Annotated in this window: 22 protein-coding genes; 7 read left to right on the top strand and 15 right to left on the bottom strand. The window is 46.0% G+C overall.

Going from position 1 to position 26,397, the window contains the following annotated elements; all coding sequences use genetic code 11:
- Positions 1-37: 37 nt before the first annotated feature.
- The 5 genes from QT998_RS21860 to QT998_RS21840 form a co-directional block, all read right to left on the bottom strand.
- Positions 38-2,290, bottom strand: a complete 2,253-nt coding sequence (locus QT998_RS21860) for a hypothetical protein (RefSeq protein ID WP_333093445.1) — start codon at positions 2,288-2,290, stop codon at positions 38-40.
- Between the two features lie 343 nt (positions 2,291-2,633).
- Complete coding sequence (locus QT998_RS21855) at positions 2,634-2,783, bottom strand: hypothetical protein (protein WP_333093446.1); 150 nt, start codon at positions 2,781-2,783, stop codon at positions 2,634-2,636.
- 79 nt (positions 2,784-2,862) lie between these two features.
- Complete coding sequence (locus QT998_RS21850; RefSeq protein WP_194067121.1) at positions 2,863-3,327, bottom strand: Fur family transcriptional regulator; 465 nt, start codon at positions 3,325-3,327, stop codon at positions 2,863-2,865.
- A gap of 362 nt (positions 3,328-3,689) precedes the next feature.
- Positions 3,690-4,661, bottom strand: a complete 972-nt coding sequence (locus QT998_RS21845) for an Hpt domain-containing protein (protein ID WP_333117753.1) — start codon at positions 4,659-4,661, stop codon at positions 3,690-3,692.
- Between the two features lie 181 nt (positions 4,662-4,842).
- Positions 4,843-5,097, bottom strand: coding sequence for a hypothetical protein (locus QT998_RS21840; RefSeq protein ID WP_333093449.1), 255 nt, complete (start codon positions 5,095-5,097; stop codon positions 4,843-4,845).
- A 194-nt stretch (positions 5,098-5,291) separates the two neighbouring features.
- Between QT998_RS21840 and QT998_RS21835 the strand changes: the two genes are divergently transcribed.
- Both QT998_RS21835 and QT998_RS21830 read left to right on the top strand, forming a co-directional pair.
- The gene (locus QT998_RS21835) at positions 5,292-5,975 is read left to right on the top strand and encodes a DUF1345 domain-containing protein (RefSeq protein WP_333117755.1); all 684 of its coding nucleotides are present in this window, start codon (positions 5,292-5,294) and stop codon (positions 5,973-5,975) included.
- Positions 5,976-6,767: 792 nt separating this feature from the next.
- Positions 6,768-7,427, top strand: a complete 660-nt coding sequence (locus QT998_RS21830) for a SanA/YdcF family protein (protein ID WP_333117757.1) — start codon at positions 6,768-6,770, stop codon at positions 7,425-7,427.
- 129 nt (positions 7,428-7,556) lie between these two features.
- Here the strand turns inward: QT998_RS21830 and QT998_RS21825 are convergent, their stop codons facing one another.
- Positions 7,557-7,784 carry a hypothetical protein gene (locus QT998_RS21825; RefSeq protein WP_333093452.1) on the bottom strand — a complete coding sequence of 76 codons (228 nt, stop codon included), beginning with the start codon at positions 7,782-7,784 and terminating at the stop codon, positions 7,557-7,559.
- A 531-nt stretch (positions 7,785-8,315) separates the two neighbouring features.
- Here QT998_RS21825 and QT998_RS21820 point away from each other — a divergent pair.
- A complete protein-coding gene (locus QT998_RS21820; RefSeq protein WP_333117759.1) occupies positions 8,316-8,954 on the top strand; it encodes a transaldolase family protein in 639 nt (212 codons plus the stop codon).
- Positions 8,955-9,143: 189 nt separating this feature from the next.
- Here the strand turns inward: QT998_RS21820 and QT998_RS21815 are convergent, their stop codons facing one another.
- Together QT998_RS21815 and cax are read right to left on the bottom strand one after the other, a co-directional pair.
- Positions 9,144-11,201, bottom strand: a complete 2,058-nt coding sequence (locus tag QT998_RS21815; RefSeq protein ID WP_333117760.1) for a serine/threonine-protein kinase — start codon at positions 11,199-11,201, stop codon at positions 9,144-9,146.
- Positions 11,202-12,303: 1,102 nt separating this feature from the next.
- Positions 12,304-13,425, bottom strand: coding sequence for a calcium/proton exchanger (gene cax, locus QT998_RS21810; protein WP_333093125.1), 1,122 nt, complete (start codon positions 13,423-13,425; stop codon positions 12,304-12,306).
- A 342-nt stretch (positions 13,426-13,767) separates the two neighbouring features.
- On the opposite strand from cax, the gene QT998_RS21805 reads away from it, so the two are divergent.
- The 3 genes from QT998_RS21805 (at position 13,768) to QT998_RS21795 (ending at position 15,895) form a co-directional block, all read left to right on the top strand.
- Positions 13,768-14,307, top strand: coding sequence for a GrpB family protein (locus tag QT998_RS21805; RefSeq protein ID WP_333093126.1), 540 nt, complete (start codon positions 13,768-13,770; stop codon positions 14,305-14,307).
- The gene (locus QT998_RS21800; RefSeq protein ID WP_333093127.1) at positions 14,252-14,599 is read left to right on the top strand and encodes an antibiotic biosynthesis monooxygenase family protein; all 348 of its coding nucleotides are present in this window, start codon (positions 14,252-14,254) and stop codon (positions 14,597-14,599) included. Before QT998_RS21805 ends, QT998_RS21800 begins: the two co-directional genes overlap by 56 nt.
- Before the next feature lie 354 nt (positions 14,600-14,953).
- The gene (locus tag QT998_RS21795; RefSeq protein WP_333117766.1) at positions 14,954-15,895 is read left to right on the top strand and encodes a GNAT family N-acetyltransferase; all 942 of its coding nucleotides are present in this window, start codon (positions 14,954-14,956) and stop codon (positions 15,893-15,895) included.
- 283 nt (positions 15,896-16,178) lie between these two features.
- Here the strand turns inward: QT998_RS21795 and QT998_RS21790 are convergent, their stop codons facing one another.
- Positions 16,179-16,640 (bottom strand): hypothetical protein, encoded by a 462-nt coding sequence (locus QT998_RS21790; protein ID WP_333093129.1) that lies wholly within the window; start codon positions 16,638-16,640, stop codon positions 16,179-16,181.
- A 104-nt stretch (positions 16,641-16,744) separates the two neighbouring features.
- The gene (locus QT998_RS21785; RefSeq protein ID WP_333117768.1) at positions 16,745-19,216 is read right to left on the bottom strand and encodes a hypothetical protein; all 2,472 of its coding nucleotides are present in this window, start codon (positions 19,214-19,216) and stop codon (positions 16,745-16,747) included.
- A gap of 85 nt (positions 19,217-19,301) precedes the next feature.
- On the opposite strand from QT998_RS21785, the gene QT998_RS21780 reads away from it, so the two are divergent.
- Positions 19,302-21,896 carry a dynamin family protein gene (locus QT998_RS21780; protein WP_333117770.1) on the top strand — a complete coding sequence of 865 codons (2,595 nt, stop codon included), beginning with the start codon at positions 19,302-19,304 and terminating at the stop codon, positions 21,894-21,896.
- Positions 21,897-21,996: 100 nt separating this feature from the next.
- On the opposite strand, the gene QT998_RS21775 is transcribed toward QT998_RS21780, so the two are convergent.
- From QT998_RS21775 to ruvA, 5 genes are all read right to left on the bottom strand, one after another.
- Positions 21,997-22,557 carry a Uma2 family endonuclease gene (locus tag QT998_RS21775; RefSeq protein WP_333117772.1) on the bottom strand — a complete coding sequence of 187 codons (561 nt, stop codon included), beginning with the start codon at positions 22,555-22,557 and terminating at the stop codon, positions 21,997-21,999.
- Between the two features lie 299 nt (positions 22,558-22,856).
- Positions 22,857-23,918, bottom strand: a complete 1,062-nt coding sequence (aroF, locus tag QT998_RS21770) for a 3-deoxy-7-phosphoheptulonate synthase (RefSeq protein WP_194067112.1) — start codon at positions 23,916-23,918, stop codon at positions 22,857-22,859.
- 407 nt (positions 23,919-24,325) lie between these two features.
- The gene (locus QT998_RS21765; protein ID WP_333093132.1) at positions 24,326-24,799 is read right to left on the bottom strand and encodes a PAM68 family protein; all 474 of its coding nucleotides are present in this window, start codon (positions 24,797-24,799) and stop codon (positions 24,326-24,328) included.
- Positions 24,800-24,895: 96 nt separating this feature from the next.
- Positions 24,896-25,165: a 30S ribosomal protein S15 gene (gene rpsO / locus QT998_RS21760; RefSeq protein ID WP_194012436.1), complete on the bottom strand. Its 270-nt coding sequence runs from the start codon at positions 25,163-25,165 to the stop codon at positions 24,896-24,898.
- 183 nt (positions 25,166-25,348) lie between these two features.
- Positions 25,349-25,972 (bottom strand): Holliday junction branch migration protein RuvA, encoded by a 624-nt coding sequence (gene ruvA / locus QT998_RS21755; protein ID WP_194067110.1) that lies wholly within the window; start codon positions 25,970-25,972, stop codon positions 25,349-25,351.
- Positions 25,973-26,397: the final 425 nt, after the last annotated feature.

The following is a 26,397-nucleotide window of genomic DNA, read 5'->3' as shown; positions in this document are numbered from 1 at the left end:
ATTTTAGATGTTAGAGGTCGATCGCCAGAAAACCCAATTACTCGGGGAGCAAATTAGCATCAGGAGGCCCGGCTGATTCAGGAATCGACGGCGGAGCCGGAGCCGGAGCCGGAGCTGGCTCTGGAGCTGGAGCCGGAGCTGGCTCTGGAGCCGGAGCCTCTTGTCTGGCGGGCGGATAGTAAGGTTCAGGCTCCCTCGCCGGAGGATAGTAAGGTTCAGGCTCCCTCGCCGGAGGATAGTAAGGTTCAGGCTCCCTCGCTGGAGGATAGTAAGGTTCAGGAGCCGGAGCCGGAGCCTCTTGTCTGGCGGGCGGATAGTAAGGTTCAGGTTCAGGAGCTGGCGCGTACTCCTCCTGTCGCGGTGCTGGTGCGTACTCTTCCTGTCGCGGAGCTGGCGCGTACTCCTCCTGTCGTGGTGCTGGTGCGTACTCGCGAGCGGGTTCAGGCGGTGGTGCAGTGTTGGCTCTGAGTTCGGCACTCCAGCGCCCGATCGCCCCTGCCGCCTCTGAATGCAGCGCTCTACCGTAACCGATTTGCGAAGCCATATCGATCGCCGCCGACAGACTACCTTGAGACGCCAATTCAGCAGCTCGATCCAGAATCGGTCTGTCTCTAGCAATTTGCAGTTCGCTCACCCACTGATAGATATTATCCTGAGCTTTGGCGTACAGAGTCCTACCGCTCTTAATTTCCGAAGCTTTATCAATAGCCGCGCTCAGTTTTCCTTCCTTCGCCAGGGCGATAGATTCATCCAAAAAAGGCTGATCTTCAATCACTTCAATGCGTTTCGTCCACTGAGCCAAGAGAGTTTGCGCCTCTATTCTCCGGGGCCGGTTGAGAGCCACCAAACGTACCTGAGCAATGCCGCCCTTGAGTCCTTCAACCGTTCCCGACTCTGCCAACTGCTTCGCCAGAGTCACAAAAGATTTGTCTTCGATCCGCTGAATTTCCCGGCGCCAAGTAGCCACCAAAGTTTGAGCGTGAATCCGCCGCGGCTGAGAAGGGCCGATGGTTTGCGCTTCAGCGATCGCTACCTGAAATGCCCCTATCTGACCAAAATCAGCGATCGTGCTCGCCATTTGCAGCCGCACCAAATCTTGAAACTGCACCTGTAAATTTTCAATTTGAACTTGAGCCTGCTTGTACAGAGGGCGGCCCGGAGCAATTTGGCTAGCAGCGCCCTGCCCTTCGAGCAAACTAAAAATATGTTGTGGTAGCGGTGTGGAAATCGACTGATTCCACGTCACCGCCTGAGCTCTACCCAACTGCATCAAATCTTGAGCTTCCGCAAACAGCGGCGTATTTTGTGGCACGACAGAAGCCGCCTCGATCGTCCCCGGCAAGTCTTTCGCCTCCAACCGCTTAGTAGCCATTGCCAGCAAAGTCCGGCTCCAACCCTCAATTTCCTTCTCTGCTTTCGCGCGCGCAAAAAGCTGCGAGTCTATTTTACGAGCTAGGACGATCGCCTCAGCGAACTTTTGCGGAGTCCCATCCTGCGCCAAATCTCTCGCCTCTTGCAAGCGCTGCCAGCCGTTTCTTTCCAAAGAAATCTGCTGGATCAGCTCGTTGTAGCGCTTCTGACTCCAGAAAATATTTTCCAGCTTGAACAAAGCTTGAGCGTAATCCCAAGCCTTCTTTAAATCCTCGCTTTTCAAAGCTGTTAAGGCTGTATCGTAGAGTTTTTGACCCTCCTGCCAATTTTTTTCCCAAGCAGCAACAGCTTCCTCTACATCTGGGTAAGACGGACTGGTTTTGGGAATTTTCGCCACAATCTCCAGAGCCCCCTTCAAATCCCCTTGCTCAATTTTTGCCCTGGCAAAACGCAGCATGGCTTTTGACCATTCTCCGATCAAATGTTGCCCCTGCGAGTATAGCGGGTGTTCTTTGGGCCAAGCCTGCACCAGTGCAATTGCCGATTCTAGCTGTTCTAGTTTTCCCGACTTAGCCGCTTGTTGAGCGCAGTAAAGTCGCTCTCCATCCGCCGCCAGCGGCGACAGTTGTTGGCAATTTGGTGGTGGAGGCATAGTCAGCAACCACAGGAATGCGGCCGCACCGGTGACTCCAAATCCCACTAGGAGACTCAGCCAGATGAGCTGCCACTGCCAAAAAGTTCTCTTGCCCTCGTTGCTCGGCAGCACCCTTGCTGAGGTACTCGCATCGCCTATCGCCTCTGCACTCAATTGTGCTGTCGGCTTGGGTGATGGGTTGTACTGCGGTGCTCTGTGGAATTGGTCAGATTGTCGTCTCGCCATTACTTCAGCTTGTCCTGTAATGCGCTCTATGCGTGACACTCCCACATCAAATCCATAGATTGTGATGTGGGATTCTGACTCCTGTTAAGGAGATCGAGAACTTCCTTCAAGGTACTGGCAATCTTTCCCTTTACGGCATTTTATAGTGAGGTTTGTGTCCCGCCCCACTGCTGGCTTTGGAGTATTTTAGGCTCTGTAAGCACGTAGATCATACCAGTTATCAAACTGTTATTCACAGCTCTCGCTGGCAGTTTAGCAGAAAAAACTGTATTAAGCCCCGTCAGTAGATTTTAGATTTTAGATTTGACTCTGCTTTTGAATTAGGGAGTTTCACTAAAGTTTTAACTTTTTTACCCGAAAAAATGGGTTTAAAGCCTCTCCCTTATAGCGTGCAAGGAAAAATTAATTTCCCTAACAGACAATCTCCTCGCGCGATCGCCCGAAGTAACTGTCCCAGCTCAGCAGTCAACTGTTGAACGTACAGAATTGCTCTGCGCCCGACGGCGATCGATCGCCGTCGGGCGCAGAGCAATCATACTGAAATCATTTTATACTGCCGACAGGTTTATTTCCAACATTGCTTTAACAGCAGGCAGCCTAGGGATTTCTGGTTAAAAAGCCTTTGGTGTCTCGCTAACACTCGATGCTTCCGCCTCTGCCCCGGCCGAGCGGTATCCGTAGAAATCTATCCGGTAGTCTACAATTTTGACACCAGTTTGCTGTTGAATTTGTTCGATCAACTCGATCGGCAATTCCACATGAACGTCGAGAATCTGAGCCGTATCCAGACAGTTGACATGAGAGTGAGAGTCGCTGACATTCCCGTACAAGCGTCCCTCCGAGCGTTCTATGCACTCAATAATCCCTTCTCTCGAAAGGGCTTCCAGATTTTGATAAACAGAAGTATGACCGATCGAATGCGCTTGTCGGTTCAGGCGATCGTAAATTTCTCGAGCCGATAGGTGTTCTTTTGCATCCCACAAAAGCTCTAGAATAAATCGACGCTGGCGGCTCAAGCGCATTCCCGCCGCCTGACAGCGGTTTAAAGCATCTTCTAATGAACGAATTGGTTTCACAGCTACCGCCTTCTAGAGCCTGCTCGATGTTTAATTCTGGTACAATACTGCACGCCGATCTTAATATCTAAATTCTAACGCAGGGTTGCCCAACAGTAGAAGATAGAAGGCAAAAATCAAAAATCCGTAAATCTTCAATGCCCCTACCGACTAACCGTTGCCGCACTAGACCAGAGTTGCACTCAATCGCTTTCAATTATTGAATTATCTGCGTCCATCAGTGTTTGTACGCGGGAAATCTGCGGTTAACAGATCGATCGAATAGTTGTGCAACTCAAGTCTACGAGCCTGCTGTGAGCACGCAGCAGAAAATTTCCGTCTCAAAAATATTGCTTTGACCTTATTTTCTACTGCAACAACTCCTATTTCGAGGATTTGATAGCATGAACCAGTAACTTGGCAATTTCCGAAAGTTGCTTTTTGTTGAAAGTTTTGAGCAAAAGCTTTACTACCGCCTTCGGGTCGGCGGGAAGAGCTACTTCCTTCGATGCCGGTGGTGCTGCGGTTGCTGGGGCGCTTGCTTCTACAGTTTTTGGGCTTGCTGCCAAAAGTAGCAAATTTTTACTTGGAGCGATCGTCTTAACTTTCCCCCCTTGCACCAAATCCCCAGCCTCCTTGAGTTCTTTGATAATCAGCGGAGCTAAGACTTTATAAGAGTTTTTGGGATTAACGATCGCCCCTCTAGCTATTTTCACTAAATTTTGCCAAGTCTCAATTTTACCTCCCAACTTATACAGGCGAACGCACACAGCCGCCAACTGCTCGCGACTAGCAGCCGATTCTTTCTGTTTGAACCCCTGCAACATTTCTTTCAGTAAAACCATCACTTCCGCAGCAAAATTCGCCGGCACACCGCCCGCTGTTTGAGCGGCCCCGGCCCCGCGAGCCACCGCAGCAGCAGCCGGAACTTTACCCGCAGCCAAGTTTTTGAGATGAGTTTCCAGTTGAGCAAAAACTGGCATCACCTGTTGAACGAGTTTTTCTCCCTCTTCATTCCTCAAGCCAAAAGGCCCTTCCAGTCGCGCCAGCAAATCTTTAAGCGTATCAACTCCCTTTAAAAATAGGGATTCTGCCGTTTGGTCAACCTGCTTGACGGGCCCGTCCTTGAGTACCTTAAAACAATCTTCCAAGCGGTGAGCGGTTGTTTTAATACTATCCAAACTGAGCATCGCCGCCCCTCCTTTGACGGAATGGGCGGCTCGGAACATCTCTTGAACGCTTTCGGGGTCTTTCATCGTGGACTTCAAATCCACTAAACCATTTTCTAGAGTATCGAGGTGCTCCTTAGCCTCCTCGATAAACAAACGCATAATTCGATCTTGCTGATCTGACACGACAGTTCTCCTAACAATCTCAGCCCCCCCTCCAGAAAGCACCATCTTCGCGGGAGGAAACAGGACTCCTGCCAAAAGTCAGAAGCTTCCATGCAAAATATTCTAGCCTGACTAACATAGCAGGCTCAAAATACTGTCGGGCCAGTCTTAATCTGTAAAACTGGTGCGGTGCAGATTAAACCTATAGTTCTGAAGGAGTATCGGGAGCGATTTCAATGCCCCTGCCTTGTTTCATCATCTGCTGATCCGTAATTAAATCGCTCAATTCCTTAACTTCAACGCCGATGTTTTGGCAAGCCTGTTTCAATTCCCGCTGGAAGCTGTTGAGGTCGGCTTCGTAGCCGCAAAGCTGCGCGGCTGTGACGATTCCTTGTTGGGCGTTTGCTTTGGCGCAGTCGATTAATTCAAGGCCTGTGAGGGGTTGAGAGGATGCCATAGTGTCAAACCACAATTTATATTTTGTCCCACTGTACCGAAAATGTTGAGATCGATCGATCTATCAAAAGGCATGAAACATCCTGTCTGTGCTGCGCGTTATCCATTCTTACCTTTTTTTGGGGAGTTCCTGGCAAGATAGCAGTAATTGGCATTTTTTAATCTAGATTGTGCCTAACTTCATATTGAATCGTAGTGAAAAACCTTCGCTTATCTAAAATGCACTGGCTTTGGAGCGTCCGGCATCGCCTTTTGGTGTCTGTTCTGTTCGCTATAGCAGTTACTGTTGTCCTGCCGCCTGACTATTTCCTCCTGACTCGGATGCTGTGCATTTGGAACGCGGGCGCTGTCAGTTTCCTAATTTTGACTTGGATGCTGATGCTGCAAAGCAATCCAGAACTGATGCGCCACCACGCTCAGCAGTTGGATGCAGGTCGCTTGACTATCTTAAGTACGATCGTCGCAGCCGCTTGTGCTAGCTTGTTGGCGATCGTCTTCCTGCTGCGCGATACCAAAGGCTTGCCCCCCGATTTGCTATTTTTGCACTTGGGGCTTTCTGTGCTGACAATTGTTGGCTCTTGGATGCAGGTTCACACTATTTTCACCATGCACTATGCCCGCAGCTACTACGGAAACAGCAGCAAGCAGCACAGCAGCCATTCGCAGGCGAAGGGTTTGGATTTTCCCGGCGACGAGGAACCAGACTACAAAGATTTTTTATATTTCTCCTTTGGGATTGGGATGACTTGTCAGGTTGCAGACGTGCAGACAACTTCTCGTTCCATGAGGTATCTCGTGCTTTTTCACAGCGTGTTGTCGTTCTTTTTTAACACTGCTATTTTGGCTATGAGCGTGAATATTATTGCTGGATTGAGTTGATAGGAATCAGTAGAATTGGCAAACAGAAAGATTGATATCATATCAAATTCGGTAGTATATAAATTATTAGCTATCATCGTTCCCACTGGCAGATCTAACAATATAATTTCAATGGAACCGGAAACGATCATGAAATATATTCAGCCAAATTACCCAGATTTGTCTGACGCAATATGAATAACCAAAATAATAGCAACTAGCATCTTGCACAATTTTAATCGCTTTGAAGATATCGATTATTGGCGTTGTTGAGTTAAAGTATGAATAGTAAAAATATCGGTTTGCTCGATCGGAATATGAGATCGCATCCGGTCAATTAAGTTGTTAAATTTTCATTCTTTAATCACAAAAACCATTTGTTCGTAGTGCGGAATTTAGTCCGCACTACGAACCTGATTTAAACCCGTCAATCGACCGAACACGAGTTCAAAAGTAACCGTACAAAAATTCTGATTTTTTGTACACAATAGTTAGTTGTGGGATTTGTATATTTAGCCGTTCATACTCTAACTCAGCAACGCCCGATTATTTGGCTGCGATTGTTAAAGCTGTATTTGCCGCATAACTTGGGAATATCGTCAATATTTTTTTTCAACCATAAAGCTATGAGACAGTTAATTTAAGGACGCATCTCATTGGACAAATTATTTTTTTGCTTGATTGCTGTCGCCGAAGAGCGAGTTGTATAATAATAATAATAATTGCGAGCGGAGACGATCGCACTGTAAAAAAAATGCTTTTTGTCAACCCGGAGATGCTCCCCAAAAAGTTCCCTCAAATAAGCTTAAATTTATGCTACTTAAATCGTTTCTATTGCAACTGCGCTTAGCCTTACCGCTCTTAATACTAGCCTGTGCGCTCACATCTCTAGCGCTCAACTACTACGTCAAACTTGTTACCAGCAACTACCGTCACAGCGATATAGCTAAGGTTCCAGCAGAACCTATCGCCATTGTTTTTGGTGCTGGAATTTGGGAAGATGGCACTCCGACTCCAATGTTAGCCGATCGAGTGCAAGCCGCGGTCGATTTGTACAAAACTGGGCGAGTGCGCCAAATTTTGATGACAGGAGACAACAGCAGCCCAGATTACAACGAAGTCAAAGCAATGCAGGAGTATGCCCAAGCACAGGGCATACCGCTAAATAATATCACTCTCGATTATGCTGGTTTGAGCACCTACGAAAGCTGCTATCGGGCGAAAGAGATTTTTGGCATCACCCAGGCTGTTTTAGTGACTCAAAACTTTCACATAGCCCGCGCTGTTTATACCTGTCGCCAGTTGGGCGTACAGGCGATCGGCTTGGGAACCCCCGATTGGGGGAAATTTCGCCAATCTAGCATGATCCGTTACAGTTTTCGCGAATTTTTGGCAGTCCTCAAAGCGCTTTGGGAAGTGCGCGTTTCCCGTCCCAAACCGACTTTTTTGGGGCCGTTTGAAGGAATAAAATAAAAAATATGGGCGATAAGTTGAAGAGTTAAGTCCTTAGATAGAGGAATTTAGTCCGAACGATCGAACTAATTTGTTTAAAAAGAAGCCGTAAGTTTTAATTGAAGCAAAATTATCAATCCAACTCACAGCTTACTTGGGTTTGGAAAGTCCTGCCAGCGACCAAGTTAGGCTCACCATCATCAAACGGCCCAGAGCCTTCATACGGTCTTCGGCGTTATTTTCAACCAATTGAGACAGAGTTTCCGAATTCAGATTTATCGAGGATTCTTCAGCGACTACTGCTGGTTCTTCTAACGGGACTTGTTCCGCAAATGTCTCAAGGCTGACTTGTCGCTGCTGATTTTTTTGTTCGGTCATTTCTGAGTCACCTCCTGGAGCGATCGCATATATAACCCCTACTACAAATGTAACTTATGTGTATCCGGGATTCGGCAATTAAATTTTTCTGTACCCAACAATCACAATTACCAACAAACTTCTAAGCTTTGAGCTCATTTATAAGTTATCTTCATCAAAACTTATGCACTTTCCCTCAAAAACCTGGTTTTTTGATGTAAATTTTGTTAAATTCCCAGCTTGTATTATGTCCGGGAAAATAACCTGCGGCGCGTTGGTAGTGAGGATTTTAGTTTTGTGAATTTTCTGGGGATTCATCTGGTCACTACAAAACCAATTTAATTGTAGTCGTGACTGCAGACACGATATTACGCATTCTCGGCTCCCACGCTACTGCTTGTGATGCACATCACTGAATTGTTATATTTACTTAAGAGTAAGATTTCCGAGATTCTGATATTGTTAAAGCTTGTCTAATGAATTTTGCTCAAATTTATCTCAAGCTGAAAGCAAGCGTCTGGAAATTATTAAGAAACTCAAGGTGTAGAGCCGATGGCAATTTATGTTGATACTGCAATTATAGCAACTGCCGCACGGGCGATCGAGTTCGGATGGATAGCGGGAATTACTACTAATCCGACACTTTTGGCAAAAAGCGAGCTATCTGCTGATGAGACACTAAAACAACTGGCACAACTGACTTCTGGAGAAGTGTACTATCAGCTAACGGCATCTGATTTTGATGGCATGGTAGCAGAAGGAAAGGCTGCTTTTGACTCGATCGGGCGGCAAACAGTTTTGAAAATTCCAGCAACAGCGGCGGGCTTCCAAGCAGTAGCTTATTTGTCGGGGGAAATTCCTTGTGCGGTGACAGCTATTTACAGTGCCGCCCAAGCCGTTGTGGCGGCAGAAGCGGGGGCCAAATATGCGATCGCCTATGTGAATCGCGCCACCAGATTCCTGGGAGACGGTTTTGCCTTAGTGCGGGATATGGCGAATGTTTTAGAGAGAACAAATACAGAGATTTTAGCAGCTAGCATTAAATCGCCGGAAGAAGCAGTCAAGACTTTATTAGCCGGCGCGCATCATTTGACATTGCCTTTTGACGTGTTGGAAGCAATGGCCGTTCACGAATTATCGCAGCAAACTGTTGATGAATTTGCCAAAAACGGGCGGGGAATTTTGGGATAATAGCAAATCCAGTTGCACAACCTGTTGATTATTTGGAAATTGGTAATTGGGAATTGGCTATTAGTAAGTACGGGCGGGTGCGGGTTGATGCAATTGTTGGTACTGCCAGCAAGATCTCTATCATACAAAATTAGTCATTAGCAATGATTCAATTTGTTCATCTAGAATCTCAAGTTTACAGTGGTTTGACTATGGCATTCGCCAAATCTTAATAGTGCGATCGGGACTGCCACTTACCACAGTCTTGCTATCTTTGGTAATAGCAATAGAATTCACAAACTGACTGTGACCCGAAAGAGTGGCTCTTTCTTTTCCTGTCTTCAAATCCCAAACTATAATCTCTCCGCCCGCGCTAATCAAAGTGCGACTGTCCGGGCTAAAGGCGATCGCCCTCACCCAACTCGAATGCCCTTTAAAAGTGCGGGTACGCTTTCCGTCTCGCACGTTTGACAAACGGATTGTATTGTCGTTGCTCGCACTAGCCACAAGTTGCCCGTTGGGGCTAAAATCTACAGCATTAACCGCGCCCCCGTGACCGGTGATAATTCTTCTGACTTCTCCGGTGTCGAGATTCCACAGACGCACAGTCTTGTCCTCGCTGCCGCTAGCGAGAGTTTTACCGTCTCGGCTCAAAGCGATCGCATTTACTCCTCCAGCGTGGCCGGCCAAAGTCCGCAACCTGCTGCCGGTTTTGGGATTCCACAAACGCACAGTTTTGTCCTCGCTGCCGGTAGCGAGAGTGTTACCGTCACTGCTAAAAGCGATCGCGTTGACGGCGGCTTTGTGAGCAGAAATTGTCCGAATCCGCCGCCCAGTATTCAAATCCCACAAAATCAGATTATTGTCATCGCCGCCGCTGGCAAAAATCGAGCCATCCGGGCTCACAGCCAGCGACTTGACCGATTTTTTAGAATGCACCCCATTCAGAGTCCGCACCAGCCCTCCCGTTTTCAGATTCCACATCCTAATTGTCCCAAAGCTGGCGCTGACTAAAGTTTTACCATCTGGCGACAGGGCGATCGCATTTACACTCCCGACATTATCTAAACTTCTTTCCAAAAACCTACTGCTAGGCAAACTAGAAAGCAGCCACACCGGGTTTGCCGGAAACAACCCGTAACGCATCGAACCGTAAATTTGAGACGCACCAATACCCAGCATCAAGACAGCAGCACCCGCCACCCACTTATTTTTCCCAAAAACATTTTTATCGGCCTTGTTCGAGCCCGAATTCAGAGGTCTGAGGCGCTTCATCAAACTCTGCTTCGTCGCCCCAGCTCCGGCGGAACTTGCGCGAATTTTAGTTTGCCCCGTCGTCGGTAACTGAGTCGGCAACTGAGTTTCTGCCGCGTCTAGATTAATTTCCTCCAAGCACTGCAAAACCATTTGCGGACTTTGAGGTCGATTTCCAGGAAAAGGTGCCATCAGGTAGTCGATCACATTAGCCAAGGGGTCAGAAACTTGAGGAGCTCCCTTGCGCCACATTAATCTGCCCGTGCGCGGGTTTTCGGGAAACGCAGTCGGCGGCTTCCCTGTCAGTAAATAAACAAAAGTGCGGCCCAGAGCAAAAAAATCCGACTGCGGAACAGCTTTGCCATTAGTTTGTTCCGGCGGCGTGTAGCCAGGGGAAACGATACCAGTCACATTTGCCCCCTGACCCACCTTAGCGAAATAAGTCGCCGACACTTCCCTAGCAGTCCCGAAATCAATCAGCACTAACTGCCCGTTGGGCTTGCACATAATGTTGTGCGGCTTGATATCTCGATGAAAATAGTTGAGTCGGTGAACTTGGTCTAAAATTTCCGACAGTTGTTTGAGCCAGTTGAGAGCTTGTTGTTCGCTGATCGGGCGGCCCCGATGTTTCAACCAGTCTTGCAAATTTGCACCAGCAATTTTCTCCATCACCAGACAGTGAAAAGACTCTGTGCTGTGAGCTGGCGAAAATGTAAAATAACCGTCGCGATCGACTTTTGGAATACCTGGATGTCTCAGCCTGACCAATACGTCGGCTTCTTGCTTAAACAGTTCTACAGCTTTGGGATGTTCTTTGAGCAGGACTTTGATCACTTTTCGGGTGCCGTTGTCGTCTACTTCAAAGGTTCTGCCAAAGCCGCCGCTTCCGAGAGGCGTGACTAGCCGATATCGACCTTCCAACAAAAGTTTAGACCCGCAGTGAATGCACGCGGATTTACCAGAGTTGGCTGGATCGGAGGGATTCGGGCATTTGGGATTGAGGCAATAACTCACGAAGCCACATAACCCTGATTGAGGTTGCTCTATCAAGTTTTACTCGGGCATTCTCAGCACTGGGTTGTGACTGAGATTCTTGTATGGGCGAAGTCACTTGCTGGCTACTGGATTGCTCCAGCTTTCAGTAGAGGTGTCTTCTCCTCAAGCGTAAATTTCGGTATGCCCTACCGTATTCGATTAGTCGTTTTTATCATAAAAATGGGTCTAAAACCCCATGCTTCTAGCACGGCTTTGCTGTATGCTTGTAGTAGTGGAAAGGTAATCAACCACTCTAAAAACCTAGCTGTCGAAAGACAAAGCGCTAAACCTTGAAAATTGAATCTAAGCGGTTCTACTGCATTTTTCGCTTACTCCACCTCGCAGTAGGTAAAAGATTCAGAGGAGCTAGACTCACAGCATTTGAAGCGAATTTGCTTCAAACTGAAACAGGACTTGCTCAAAAGCAAATAGGGTAGGGCATACCCTAATTAACGCTTGGGGAGAGTCCCACCTCTGATCTAGAGACTGCAAGGAATCTAGTTTAAGTGGTCTCGGTGAACCAAGAATCCTCGTACCTTCAGGTCGAGGAGTGTCAACTAGTTCGGTTTTTGTTCGAGTGCGAGCTTTCCCAGGGGGCAACACCGTTAGGCATGACTGCACTCAACAACCTAATTAAGTTTTTACCGTTATACTCAATTTTCAACTTGTGACGATCGTAGCACACCTAGTACAACACTCATCAGCACTTGCTGATTGAAGTCCAGAAGGGTCGATCGAGCCAAGCAGACGGACTAAAGTTAAAGTCTCGATCGCGAGTGCGAATCCAATCTTTTTCTAGAACTTACGGCAGCTATATTTCAATTGTACGATCGCCACGACCACTTTCAAAAAAAAAAGAAGTCCTGCAAGCAGAGCGTCCGGGGAACATCGAGCGCCCAAGCATCTGTAGTGCCAGCGTCCTCTTCGAGAGATTATATACTCCATCGAAGAGGACGCTGGCAAGTCGTCAAAAAAATACTGGAAAACCGAGAGGCTTTTGAGTGGGAGAGTGGGGGAGAGTTGGAAAATCCACCATCTTCCTTCTTGCATCTTGGATCTTCCTTCGGCACGAGAAAGCCTGTTAAACAAGTCCCTCGATTACCGGATGGAAGTAGAAGGCCAGTGCCAAAACCGCATAAGCTGCCAAGAGCAAAGTACCTTCGAGCCAGTTAGAGTTGCCGTCAGAACTGATAGAATTGGCGATCAGCACCGACACCGCAACCGCTACAAGTTCAAACGGGTTGAAGTTCAAGTCCATCGGTTTGCCCAAGACAAAACCTGCCAAAACCAACACTGGCGCAACAAACAAAGCAATTTGCAAGCTCGAACCCACGGCTACAGAAACCGACAAATCCATTTTATTTTTCATCGCCACCGTCACCGCCGTCGTGTGTTCGGCCGCATTGCCAATAATCGGCACTAAAATCACCCCGGTAAACAGTGATGTCAGCCCCAAAGTGGCGGTAGCTTCTTCTAGGGTACCCACCAGCAATTCTGACTCGATCGCTACCATGAGAGTACAGGCCAACAGCACACCAATCCACAGCGGCAGATTGACCTTGTGGTCGGGACTGTCTGGTGCTAAGTTACTTTCGGCTAATTCTTCGAGCATTTCTACTTCTGCCACGCCAGCATCGTAGAGATAAGTGTGGGTTTTCATCGAAAACAGCAGTGTCAGCACGTAGACGACAATCAGGATTACAGCCACAGCGCTAGAGAGGTTCTGCATAGTTGCCTCTGGAATGCCAATAGAGGTGGCATTAACTGCCGTCGGCACCAAAATGGCAATCACGGCTAAGTTCATCGCTGAAGCGTTCAACCGGGCGACTGTCGGCTGAAATTCTTGTTCTTTGTAGCGCAAGCCACCTAGCAGCATTGCAAGTCCCATCACTAGCAGCAGGTTGCTCATAATTGAACCGGTGATGCTGGCTTTGACAACATCTATTAATCCGGCGTTGAGGGCGACGATGCCGATGATCAATTCTGTGGCATTTCCGAAGGTGGCGTTGAGCAAACCCCCCAAATTTGAGCCGAGTACGACGGCGATTTCTTCGGTAGCCGTACCCATCCAGGCGGCTAGGGGGATGATGGCTAGGGCTGATGTAATGAAGATTGTGGAGGATTCCCAGCCGAGAAAGTGTCCGGCGATGGAAACTGGGATAAATATCAGCAGGCTGGAAATTATTGTAGTTGTGTTTGGCATTTAGATTGTTAAAAGCTCGCAACTGTCAATCATAGCCTGCCACAAAGTTGCAAGAAGCGGGAGGAAAAGAAATTTGGGTTCGCTCAAAGCTTGAGGTGGCGCTCTTCTTTATTGGCCTACTCCTTTGTCGGGCTTTCCCTGTCGCGACGCTGGCGGGAGAGCAACTTTACACAAAAGGCGATCGATTTGAAATTTCGCTCCCAAACAGTCAGTTTTTCCCCGTTATCCGTATGTTTAAGAGTTTTGCGCGCAGCCGGTAAATGAGTAATGATAAAATCAGTGTCGGTTAAATGCGATCGTCAACTCATCTGAAATCACAAAAGTCGCAAATAATTATCAGTCATGTCAATAAAACTAGATTTTTTCAAAGTAGAAGTCGTCCCCCACGATCCAAGTTGGCAAGACGCTTTTGAAACTGAGTCGAAACAGATTGCACTTGCACTTGCCGAAAATGCGATCGCTATACATCACATCGGTAGCACAGCCATTCCACAAATTTATGCAAAGCCGATTATCGATATGCTAGTTGAGGTCAAAGATATTATGAAAGTCGATGCACAGAGTTCGGGAGTTGAGGCATTAGGTTATGAAGCAATGGGTGAGTTTGGGATACCGGGCCGCCGTTTTTTTCGTAAAAGTAATGAACTAGGGATTAGAACGCACCACATTCACACGTTTGAAGTGAACTCAGCACAGATATATCGCCACTTAGCGTTTCGAGATTATATGATTTCCCATCCTGAAGACGCGCAGCAATACAGCGAACTTAAAAGAAAACTCGCAAACACTTACCAGGATAACATTCAGGGGTACATGGATGGAAAAGATGAGTTTATTCAAGAAATCGATCGAAAAGCAGCAAATTGGCGATCGCCTGATTAAACCTATGATATTAGAAGTTGCTATTCTTGATGTTAAACCTAATATGGCTGCTGAATTTGAAATTGCTTTCAAAATAGCTTCAGCTATTATTTCTTCTATGCCGGGGTATATTTCGCACGAGCTGCAACGGTGTATCGAGATTAGAAATCGCTATATTCTGCTGGTGCGATGGCAGAAATTGGAAGACCATACTGTGGGATTTCGAGAATCGCCAGATTATCAAAAGTGGCGTTCTTTATTGCATCACTTTTACGATCCTTTTCCAACAGTGGAACATTACGGAGTCATTTGATTGTGACTTATAGAACCCATTTGATATCTTTGAGTTTTTGGGTTGGGTGACGAGAAATATAGAGAGAAACTGATTTCTGAGATTTACGCAAGGGGCGATAAACCGGGTTTCTAGGAGTTTTTGGTTGGGTGACGAGAAATATAGAGAGAAACCCGGTTTCTGAGATTTACGCACAATAGATATCAAATGGGTTCTATATCGTATACGGTGGATTGACAGGTTTTGGATTGGTTGGTAGTGCGGAATTTGCCGCAACAATTAGCGGGCGGTTTTAAGCTAAATTAAATATTTATGCAAGACGTTTAATATGTATAATTGCATGATTGTTCGCTTTGTTAACGGATATCGCACACAATGAATATCTCTATTCGACTGCTTCAAGAAAATGAGTTGGCGGCGGCTGAACATATTTTTCGACTGGCTTTTGGTACTTTTATTGGATTGGCTCAACCGACGGATTTTGGTGGTGATGCGAACTATGTTCAAACGCGATGGTTAGTCGATCGCACGGCGGCTTTCGCAGCGGAGGTTGACGGGCAGCTAGTTGGCTCGAATATAGCTGTTTGTTGGGGGAGTGTGGGTTTTTTTGGGCCGCTGAGTGTTCATCCTGACTTCTGGAATCAAGGTGTTGCTCAAGGTTTGATTGAATGTGCGATCGGGAAATTCTCGGAATGGGGGACACGACAGGCGGGGTTATTTACTTTTCCCAACAGTCCAAAACACCAGGGGCTTTATCATAAATTCGGGTTTTACCCGCGTTTTTTGACTTTCATTATGGCAAAAACAATTCAGTTTGTGGAGCGGGATTTTTCGGTAATAAAATATTCTGAATTAAATTCACAGGAGCGATCGCACTGTCTGAAAGAATGTTATGAATTGACGGATGGTATTTATGCAGGGCTGGATTTATCGCGGGAGATTTTAGCGGTTGAGGCTCAAAATTTGGGCGATACGGTTTTATTGTGGGATGACAAGGGTTTGGCGGGATTTGCTGTTTGTCATTGCGGTGCGGGTAGCGAAGCTGGTTCTAATGTATGTTATGTCAAATTTGGAGTTGTGCGATCGGGTGTTGGCGCAGGCGATCGATTTGAACAGTTGCTGGATGTCTGTGAAGCGTTTGGGGCGAGTGAAAAAATGTTGCGTCTGATGGCTGGAGTGAATACGAGCCATGATGTGGCCTATGGTAAAATGGTCGATCGGCATTTTCGCACAGAAAGTACAGGTGTAGTAATGCACAGGCCAAACGAGCCCGGTTACAATCGATCGGAGGTTTTTGTATTAGACACTTGGCGCTAATCCAAAGTTGTTTGGCGATATTTAATAGACATTTACCACCTGTTAATCGGATTTTTAGGAGGTTTTTCCTCACTTACTATGCTAAATCAAGAGCTCAATCTTTCTCAAAATTTGAATAGATGTTTAATAAAGTAAATCAACTTTTTGTCGGGCTTGATATTTAGACTGGTTTAATTGTCAACTCTCAAGAGCCACAAGAATTTTTGAGAGCGAATTACAGTCACGAGCGCAAAAATGGGTACTAATACCAATTCATTGGTTCATGACTTTAGCCAACTATCAATCATTTTGGCAAAGAAGGCGGTGCAGGTGGAGACTGAGAAGGTCGGGGAATATAGCTCGGTTTAGGACGGCAAGCTTCTATTATTTCGTTCCTAAACTGGTTAATTTTATCACTTTTTGAATAAAATAGAATTAAATTATTGCTACTTGTGTAAATAACAATATAACGTTGTTTTACAACAAAAGCCAACACAATGAAAATAATACCAATAAAGAAGATTCCCAGGGTCAAAATTCCCAGTCCCAGCAGCCACCAAGTACAGCCTTCCCCAATTTCAACTGCTTTGACATTTTGAATAGGAATGATAATTTCTTTGATTTCTAAGCCAAAAAATGAAGTAAAATTTCCTTGTAAGGTGTCTCCAACTATTTTAATAGTTCCTGTACCGCTGGTTCGGAGTGGAACTGCACCGACTAATTGACCGGGAAGACCGCTGATTTGCGTAACTGATTTAGACTTCATTTTTTTTGATGATTGTTGTAATAAGAATTACCGGGATCGTACAATTTTGGTAGGGACGCGGCCAAAGCCCTTGTCCTTACACCGATCGCTCTTCTGAGCAGGTATTATATTAAGCCTTGATTTCTTTCGAGTGCTTTCTTCAAATACTCGATCGCTCTTTTGAGATTTTCGATTTCTTTGTGATTTTTTTGCTGGTTAAGAAGTAGATCGTCTAGTTTGTCTTCAATGGAGCGTATGGCGAGGCGCTGTTGTTTGAGAATTTCTTGAGCCAGGGGGATGTCTTTTTGAATTACAACAATCTCGCGCATCACGACTTCTAACTTGGCTGCTTGTGTTAAAGCGGTGTCGGGAGATTGACTGAATAAAGCGCCAACACCAACTCCCGCACTAGCACCGAGAATTGAACCGCCAGCAACAATTACGGCCATTCCGCCAGCCATTCCGAAGCCACCAGCGGCGATCGCACCTCCTCCAAGTGCGGCTAAAACGGCGGATACTGCGGCTGCACCGGATAAACCCGGTGCTAGAATCCGTGCAAGTAAACCTACTACGTTGAATGGTGTAGCAAATCCAGCTACTACTCCTAACGCCAATGCTCCGACTGCATCAAGTAGCCAAGGATTTATGCCGCCTTTAATTCCTTTGATGGCTTCTTTGTAGTTGGACTTAAAGCGGAGAACACAATCTGGATCGATCTCTAGTTGTGTAGCAAAATACCTGAGCTTTGCGGTGAGTTCTTTTTCAAGTTTTAAATCTTTGAATGCTTCATCGCGACTATCGCCTAATGGGAAATAGGGTTGAAACAGTGTTACTTCTAATAAAAGTAGATACCGAGTCAATTGATTTCCAGGAGGGATGATGTGGGATTTTACCGAATTTTTGAGGGATTCAAAATTAGTAATTAAGTTCAATGAACTGTTGTGTGGAGTGTCAGGTGCAATTTGGCTGTTCAAAAACAGTGTGGTTGAGTTTTCCCAATTGCGTAACCACTCTTGCTTAAGGATTTTTTTAATCGGCTCTGATTGATTGTCAATATCACCTTGGAAACCGCGTAAAAATTCTTCCTTAAGGGTGTTTTTAACGTCGTTATTTGATTGATTGTCAATATCAGCTTGCACCAAGTGGTATTGATAGCTGAACATAATTCTGGTTTGTTCAGGAGTCAATCCAAATTCTTTCATAGCTTGCGAATCCTCTTCGAGCGAGGCTTCTGTTGTTTCAGGATTTTTCTGCTTGACACGATCGCTTGCGGAAGATTCCGCCGCAATGGTAGCAGTATCAGTCGTAGTTTCATCGAACTCTAATTCTAATTCGTCTTCCGATTCATCCCGGACTCTGAAATAGTAAAAGAGATTAGCAACAGCCAAATCAGAGGCTTTCTCCAAATTCGACGATACTAAAGTTTTATGGCCCGCTATTTGCCCTTGCTTAATAATATAGCTTTGATACTCTTCACGTCGCTGCGGATCGAGCATTAATTCGAGTTGAGTGCGAAGCGCATAAAAATGAGACTTCGGTCGCAAATTTTCATAAAATAACTGTTCATCGGGTATTACTAAAGCTGTTGTAGCTGACTTTTTATCCCCAATAACAGCTAAGTTTGATTGACTGAAATCAGCACTTTGTAACTGTTTGAATTCACTTGGTGACAAAGCTTTAGTCCATTCAATCTGATTAAGCCAAATGTCTAAAGCAGCTAAATCGTGATTGTGAATTCGGGTGATTTCTGGGAAAAGAAAATCTAGTTCGCCGTCAGAGTCGCAGCCAGCAATTACTGTTAAGCCATCTTGACGGATTTGTTGTTGAAGTTGAGAAATGCGATCGCCCGCAGCACCAAATTCATTCTGCACCTGATACGTGCCGATAATACTTTGCTCGATCGCCCAACTGCACTCTAACCGCCGCAACTGTCCCGCCGCACAGGTTTCTGCCAACAAATGCGGATTTCTGTAATCTGCTAAAGCTTCAAACAGCATCCCCCGCGCGGCATCAATTTCAGCATTGCGGCGGTTGATATCTTGCAGTTGCAAAGCCGATCGCATTCGTTGAATTGCTTGATTGAATAACCCGTAAGCCCGCACTAAAACTAAACGGTGGTTCTCAAATTTTATATCTGCAACCACTTCGGAAATTAATTGCTTAATTTCCGCGCCTTGGCCTTTCACAAGTTGTTCTAAATTGATGAAACCATTTTCTACTTTAACTTCCAGCCTTTCTACTGCTTTTTTTAGTTTCAATGTTTGGTGCAAATTCACCGCTGACAAAGCTACCCCAGCCGCAACTCCCACACCAATGACGGCTGTAGTCGCTTGCAGCACGCCCACACTGGCTTGGAGGGTTTGAAAACCCATGTGCATTTGCTGCATCTGCAAGCCGCCCATAACAAGCTGCACGGGAGACACTAAGGGCGATAGCGGGCTGTTGTTGACAACCGCACCAACGGCATGGGCCGCAAACTGTCCCGTGGCTGCATCTCTCGCCATGCCGATCGGCACTCCAGCCGATGTAAACACTTGCACGTACTTGCCAGCCTCGATCGCAGCCTGTACCGCTGCGGGAAATACAAAGTTCATCATCAATTTTTACCCTGGTAGCAACCCACAGAATAACTAATAGATTATGATACATTAAATAAAAAAAAATTATCAATAGGCCCTGCAAATGGACACTTCGCTAATTAGTTTGCAAACGGTTGAGCTTGTTTCGCGGCTGACCGGGCAAAACCTACGAAAAGAGGATATTACTCCTCCGATTCTGTTTCTGGCGGGGCTGGTGACGGTGTTGTTGGGAGTCATTAATGCCGACGGTACTTTTGGCGCTGAAGAAAAGCAGCAACTGGCGACAACTTTGAAGGAACTTATTCCTGCTAATAACAGTTTGCAAAAATTGGTAATGCCAATGCTTAAAAGCGTGACGCAACATCAAGTTTACAAGAAATTTCCGGTGTTGTTGGCGCTGACAGCGTGTTTTTCTGAGGTGGAAAAATTGCTGCTAATTAGTTTTGGCTATCAGATGTCGGCAGCCGATGGAACGATGGACGATCGCGAAAAAGAGTATTTGCAAATCATCGCCAACAGACTCGGAATCGACGGGCGATTTTTGACTGTTTTGGAAGCGAGTTTTAGCAATCAATCAATAAGGGATACAGCAGCTTTAGCAGAAGTCCATTCGTTACTCGATCCAGCAAGATTTCAATCTCTCGATTCTTTGTTTGTCCGTGCAGCCAGTCACATTATCGGACATTTACCAGCAAAACCCAAACAGCAAACAAATCGCAAACAGTCAGTTTCGTCCTATCAGGAGTTGAAAAAGTTTCAGGAGTATCGGCAACAACTTAACGCTGTTTGTGGCAAACTAGGTTTAACTCTGCAAGATGGAAGCGATCGCAACGTGCTATCTGCTAGTTTAACAGAAGAAGTCACAAAAATATCTCGTAAATTAGAGTCTCAATGTTTTCGAGTTGCTGTTGTCGGCGAGTTCAGCAAAGGCAAATCTACTTTACTCAATGCTTTGCTAGGTGAGGAAATTCAACCGGTGCGGGATATTCCCTGTAGCGGTACGGTGACAGTTTTGAAATACGGGCCGCAGCAGCGGGTGATTTGCAAATATACAGATGGACGCGAGGAGGAGATTTCACCCGATCAATATCAAGAGAAAGCCTCGATTTCTGAGGAAGCGGCTTTAGGTTCTTTTGGAGATGAAACTGTCAAGTCAGAAATTACAGAAATCATTTTCGAGCATCCGAATCTCGAATTGTGTACCAATGGTGTAGAAATTATTGATACTCCCGGATTGAACGAACAAGCGGAACGCACGTTAGTTACGGAACAGGTTCTCAAAACAACTGATGCGGTGATTTTTTTGACTCACGCTCAAAATACTTTGACACAAAAAGAGCGGGAATTGCTTTTGTATTTGAAACAAGAGTTGAATCCGGGGAAAGATGATGAACCTGCGAAGAATATTTTTGTTTTAGTTAATTTTGCCGATTTGCTGCGTCGAGAAGGAAGCCACAAGCAGGCAAGACAAAGGGTAGAAAAGTTTGTTAGTGAAAAATTGATTGGTGGTGAAAACCGGATTCATTTGATTTCGGCTCAATCAGCACTTGAGGCTATTTTGGATGGGACGGAAAATGAGTATGTGAAATCTTTTCAGGATTTTACTAAATCTCTGGAACAGTTTTTGACAGTTGAACGGGGGGCGATCGCACTTAACCAATCCGCAGCCGGAATTAAGCAAATTATTAATACTAGCTGCGATGAATTGAGTCAATATAGGGAAATATTAGAAGGAAAATTGACAGTTTCTCCAGGAGATAAACTGAAAATATTTGAACTGATGGCGGAAGCAAGCGGCCGCGATGTGAAAATCAAACTTTTAGCGGATGAACTGATGGATAAATCTGTAGAAGAAGTTATTGAATCTTGGAATGAATGGCTGGAAGGATTGGGAGAACGCCTGATTGCAAAAAGCGAACACTGGACTTCCGAGCATAACCATATATGGAGTCAAAACGAGCTAACAAAAGATTATTCCGACCAATTTGTGCGAGATATTACCCAAGAAATAGAAGATGGGGCTACTCAAAAAGTACAGTCTATTTTACAAAAGAATATAGGATGTTTAAACATCCAAATAAATGAAGACATTGATGCAATTCGGCTGGAGTTTCAAAAGTTCGATAAGCAACTCAGCACTAGCCTTCTTGCTCAATTCAATAAGTTAGCAATAGCAGGTAATCTGGGTGAAATTGGTATCGGTGGAAGCGGGATTGCTGAATCAATTGACGATATTGGTGACGGCGGATTCATGGGTGGTTTGGGAATTGGTGCTGTCGCGGCTGCTGTGTTAATCGCTCTTCCACTTGGTATTATTCCAGTAATTTTAGGGACAATAGTTGCGGGTATTGGTGGCGGTTTTGGCTGGAGTTTCTTAGATGGTGATGCAGTTAAATCTCAAATAAAGCAAAAAGTTTGTGAGTTAGGGTTTGAGAAGTTTGATGAATCTTCGCAGTCGATTTTGGATAAGATAGACGAAAGAATTATTGCAGTATTTGAAGAAAGAGTTGAGACGAGTAGCGGTGCGATCGCCCAAGCAATGTCTCTGTGGGAAAATTTATTGGAACAGCAGGAAAAGCGCGATCGCCAAAATCAAGCAGAATGCGAGGCAGAAAAGGTTTGGCTGGCTGACAAACGTCGGGAACTAGAACAAGTACAGAGTCAAATTGAAACAATCTTAAATCAAAGTGATCGCTAGTTCAATGAGACATGATACGGAGGACACGGCAGTGCCGTTTCCCTACCCCGATTGATTGTAGGGACACGGCAATGCCGTGTCCTGACTGTGGGTAACTTAATCAATCAATCAATTCCGCTTCTTCAAAAATCAGTCGAGTCGTCAACTCCAAACCAGGCAGCAACTCATCCAAAATTAGTGTATTATCCCTATAAACTTGACTCAAACCATCGGTCAAAAAACTTCTAATTAAAATAGCCTCTGGATCTATCACCCAAACTCGCGGAACGCCCGCCGCCAAATAATCTTTCGCCTTCTCTTCAAATTCCTTCATCGTTTGATCGGGAGAGATGATCTCGATCGCCAGTTCAGGAATTGCCGGACAAGCTTCATTTCGCCGCCAACTTTTCGGCAGACGCGCATAAGAAATGTACGTTAAATCGGGAACAGGTGCCCAATCTTTACCCTGACGTTTTAACAAAATTGCCCATTCTGGAAGCACTCGCCCCCGTCCTTTACACCATCCACGAATCAGGCGACACAAAGCTCCCTGTAAACTGGAATGAAAAAATTTTGGAGACAGTTTAGGAACTGCTTCACCATCTACAAACTCATAATATACATCTCCCTCGGGCAAAGCTAGATATTCTGCTAAAGTGAGTTTGGTTCCGATGCCTACCATGAATCCCAGCCCTCTCGCTAATTAACTCAAATATCAATTATACAAAATTTCCCAACATTCCTAGAAGTACGATCGCCCTTCTCCCTCTCTTCCAAAAACCGAATAACAAAATCCCCGACTTCTTAAAGAAGTCGGGGATTTAACCCAATACGCTTGGGTTAAAACTGTTCATTCCCCGGAGATCCCCCTAAATCCCCCTTAAGAAGGGGGACTTTGATCAATTTCTTATTCCCCCCTTTTTAAGGGGGGTTAGGGGGGATCCGCCGAGGCTAAATCCTAGTGACTGATTACCGATACTTCTACGCCAAAACTGGCACCGGCTGCGGCCAACGTTTCATGACTTTACCAATCACCGCCAATTCTTCCATCAAGTTGTCGAACTGATCCGGTGTTAAAGATTGCGGCCCGTCAGACAAAGCTTTTTTCGGATTCGGGTGCACTTCAATCATCAGGGAATCTGTACCCGAGGCGATCGACGCAAAGGCCATCGAAGGTACAAACTGCGCCCAACCAGTCCCGTGACTCGGATCAACCATAATCGGTAAGTGAGTCAGGGTTCGCAGCACTGGAACCGCCGACAAATCCAGCGTATTCCGCGTATACTGCCTGTCATACCCGCGAATGCCGCGCTCGCACAAAATCACGTTCGGATTGCCCGCAGCCATGATATACTCGGCAGCCATCAACCATTCTTCAATCGTGGCGGAAATGCCGCGCTTCAGCAAAATTGGTTTGTCTTGAGCTCCGACTTTCTTCAACAGCGAGAAATTCTGCATATTTCGGGCTCCGACTTGGATCACGTCGGCTACTTCTACGATCGCACTTAAGTCCGCCGCATCCATAACTTCGGTAATAATTCCCAAACCGCTAGCTTCCCGCGCCGCCGCCAGCAGTCCCAAAGCACTCTCGCCGTGTCCTTGGAAAGCGTAGGGAGAGGTTCTCGGTTTGTAGGCTCCACCGCGCAAAAATTGAGCGCCAGCAGCTTTGACACGCATCGCCGTCTCGACAATCATTTCTTCGTTTTCGACCGAGCAAGGGCCTGCTACGACTGCGATCGGGTGATTTAAGCCGATCGTCACAGTTCCCAAGGGAGTAGCAATCGCGACTCCGCTGGGTTCACCTTGGCGGTATTCCAGAGAAGCGCGTTTGTAGGGTTTTTCTACCCGCAGCACTTCTTCAATCCAAGTGCTCATTTCGCGCAGTTGCATCGCTTCGAGCTCTGCGGTGTCGCCTACCAAACCCATGACGACTTTGTAACGCCCAACGATTTTTTCTGGTATCAAACCCCAGTTAGTGCGGAGTTCTTCGTCTAGTCGATCGATCTCGGCTGCTGGAGTGCCGACTTTCATGACAATAATCATATTTTTTTTCCCTTGGTCTGTTGCGCTCAACACGGATTATGGCACGGATGCACGAAGAAAAACTGATGTAATTTTAATTCTGCATTCATCTAGATTCTTTCACCTGTCATCATTTCTCAGTTAGCAATTGCCCAAATCTATTATAACAACCTGTTTATAGTAATGACTAAAGTCTTTGCTGGCAATTTTACCTAGAAAAAACTGAAGTTTTTACTAAAAACCTTTGAAATTTTGGTAATTTTGTCTGTTAGCTAAATTACTGATGACTGATGACTCAGAGGGCGGATTTTGCAATTTTTTTAGTCACTTGTATCATATATCCTCTTCTAAACCCGCCCCTACAAAATGCTAATGACTAATGACTGCTGACTAATGACTGCTGACTAATGACTAATGACTAATGATTTTTAACTTTTTGGTTTAGCGGCGCGCCATGCTTCTCGCATCCGTCCAAAATTGGTAGTGAATTCTTCCCACCCCAGAGTGCTTCCTGAAGTTTCTTCATCCCAGGAAGCTGAGAGGAGTCCGTAGCTCAATCCCAATACGCCTAAACCAAAACAGCCCATGCTTACCAGCAATACTGCTGTGTTCGGCAAGTCAAACAAGCCTTTGCTGACTATCAAATAACTCACAAAAAATGTGGAAATTCCCAGAATGGTCGGTATGCCGCAAAATACCGCTATGCGCGATATCATGCGTTTGCTGACTGCTTCTGGGATGGATTGCGCCTGTTTTCGTGTTTTGTTAGCTGGAGGCTGCTTGTCGGCAACATTTGACTCTAAGGCGGCATTTGTTTCAGGTTCTGGGGGCTTTTTAGGCGTTTTTTTACGATTTGTGACCGGTTCAAACGGTAAGCGCTGGCGGGGTGGTTCGGAGGACATATTTTATCTCTAACCTGAATTCTCGAACATTTATTCAATAGGTCTTGGTTTTTGTCCAAGATTCTTGAATATTGTCGCAAATTTTGGCTTTGATGTTTAGCCGCGAATGCCTAGACGGGCAATCAATGCTTTGTAGCGTTCAACGCTTCCCTTTTGGATGTAGGCTAGGAGGCGCTTGCGACGGCCGATCATCATCATTAAACCGCGCCGGGAGGCGAAGTCTTTTTGGTTGATTTTCAGGTGGGCGCTGAGTTTGCTGATGCGATCGGTCAGCATGGCGACTTGGACATCTGCCGATCCGGTATCAGTTTCATGGGTTTGGTAATCGCCCATGATTTCTAGTTTGCGCTGTTGTGTAAGTGGCATGAATTGATTTTATGTTTTTTTGTACGATGTCACAATCTGGGATCTTATCACAGATCGAGAACGGTGGGGGTTGATTTTTTGGCGGCAAGGGTTGACCGGGCGATCGGGCGAGTTTAAATCCCCTTGGGGGGAAGTCAATTCCGCTACAGCGAAGTGGCGGCTGCTTGTCGCCAACTGATTTAGTTATCGGCTTAAATAGCTGATCGCCTCGCGTATCCAATCATCCGCATTACCTTTGTTGGACAAATTGCTGTCTTGACTAAGGGTTTGCAAGGCTTGCAAAACTTCCGCCCCAGTGTATCCCATCGCCAGCAGGATCATCTCGACTTCTTCTTGAATAGCTGCGGGGACTCCGGCGGCGACAGAAGTTGTCAAACCTGCTTCCTGTCTCCATTCCGAGAGTTTGCTTTTGAGTTCCAAGGCGAGGCGTTCGGCGGTTTTTGTACCCACTCCGGGGGTTTTGGCGAGGATGCGGGTGTTTCCGCCAACGATCGCCTGGACTAAATCTTGCATTCCTAAAGTATCCAAAAGGGCGATCGCCAGTTGAGCACCAACACCGCTAACACTCGTCAACTGCCTAAACAAATCGCGTTCTGCCGCGCTACCAAAACCGTATAATACGATTTGGTCTTCCTTAACTTGCTGGTGAGTAAATATTTGGGCGATTTCGCCGGAAGCTGGCAATTGACCCGTCACGCGGGGTAAAATTTGGATTTCATAGCCAACTTGATTGACTTCGAGAGTCAAAATGACGCGGTTGCTGCCTTTGGAGATATTGGCGACAGTGCCTTTGAGATAGCTGATCATATTGTTTTTTACTAGACTTATTGCATAGATATTTGATTGATGGGCAAACCGCAGATGTCAGGTAGATAAACGCCCATGGACGCAGATAATTTCAACTCTTGAAAACCAATTAATTCAATCTTGTTTACTGAATAATACTACACTTTTGTATCAACTTATAGCGGTTCGATCGCGTGGTGATATCGTTTCCGGTTGCATCGGAATGATTTAACCGGCGCTAGAACACAGAGTACACAGAGTCCGAGAATATATATCTGAATCATTCCGATGAAGAGAGGATTTGATATGAGGTATGCCCGCAGAGGCCTATGCCCAATGCCCAATGCCCTGTTTGGCCAATGCCCTGTTTGGCCTGCGCGGGCCAATGCCCTGTTTGGCCAATGCCCAATCCCGCATAGTATCTCATCTTTCTGAGAAAGGCTATA

Source organism: Microcoleus sp. S1D4, assembly GCF_036700765.1.
GTDB lineage: Bacteria > Cyanobacteriota > Cyanobacteriia > Cyanobacteriales > Microcoleaceae > Microcoleus.
This window is presented reverse-complemented; position numbering and strand designations above follow the sequence as displayed.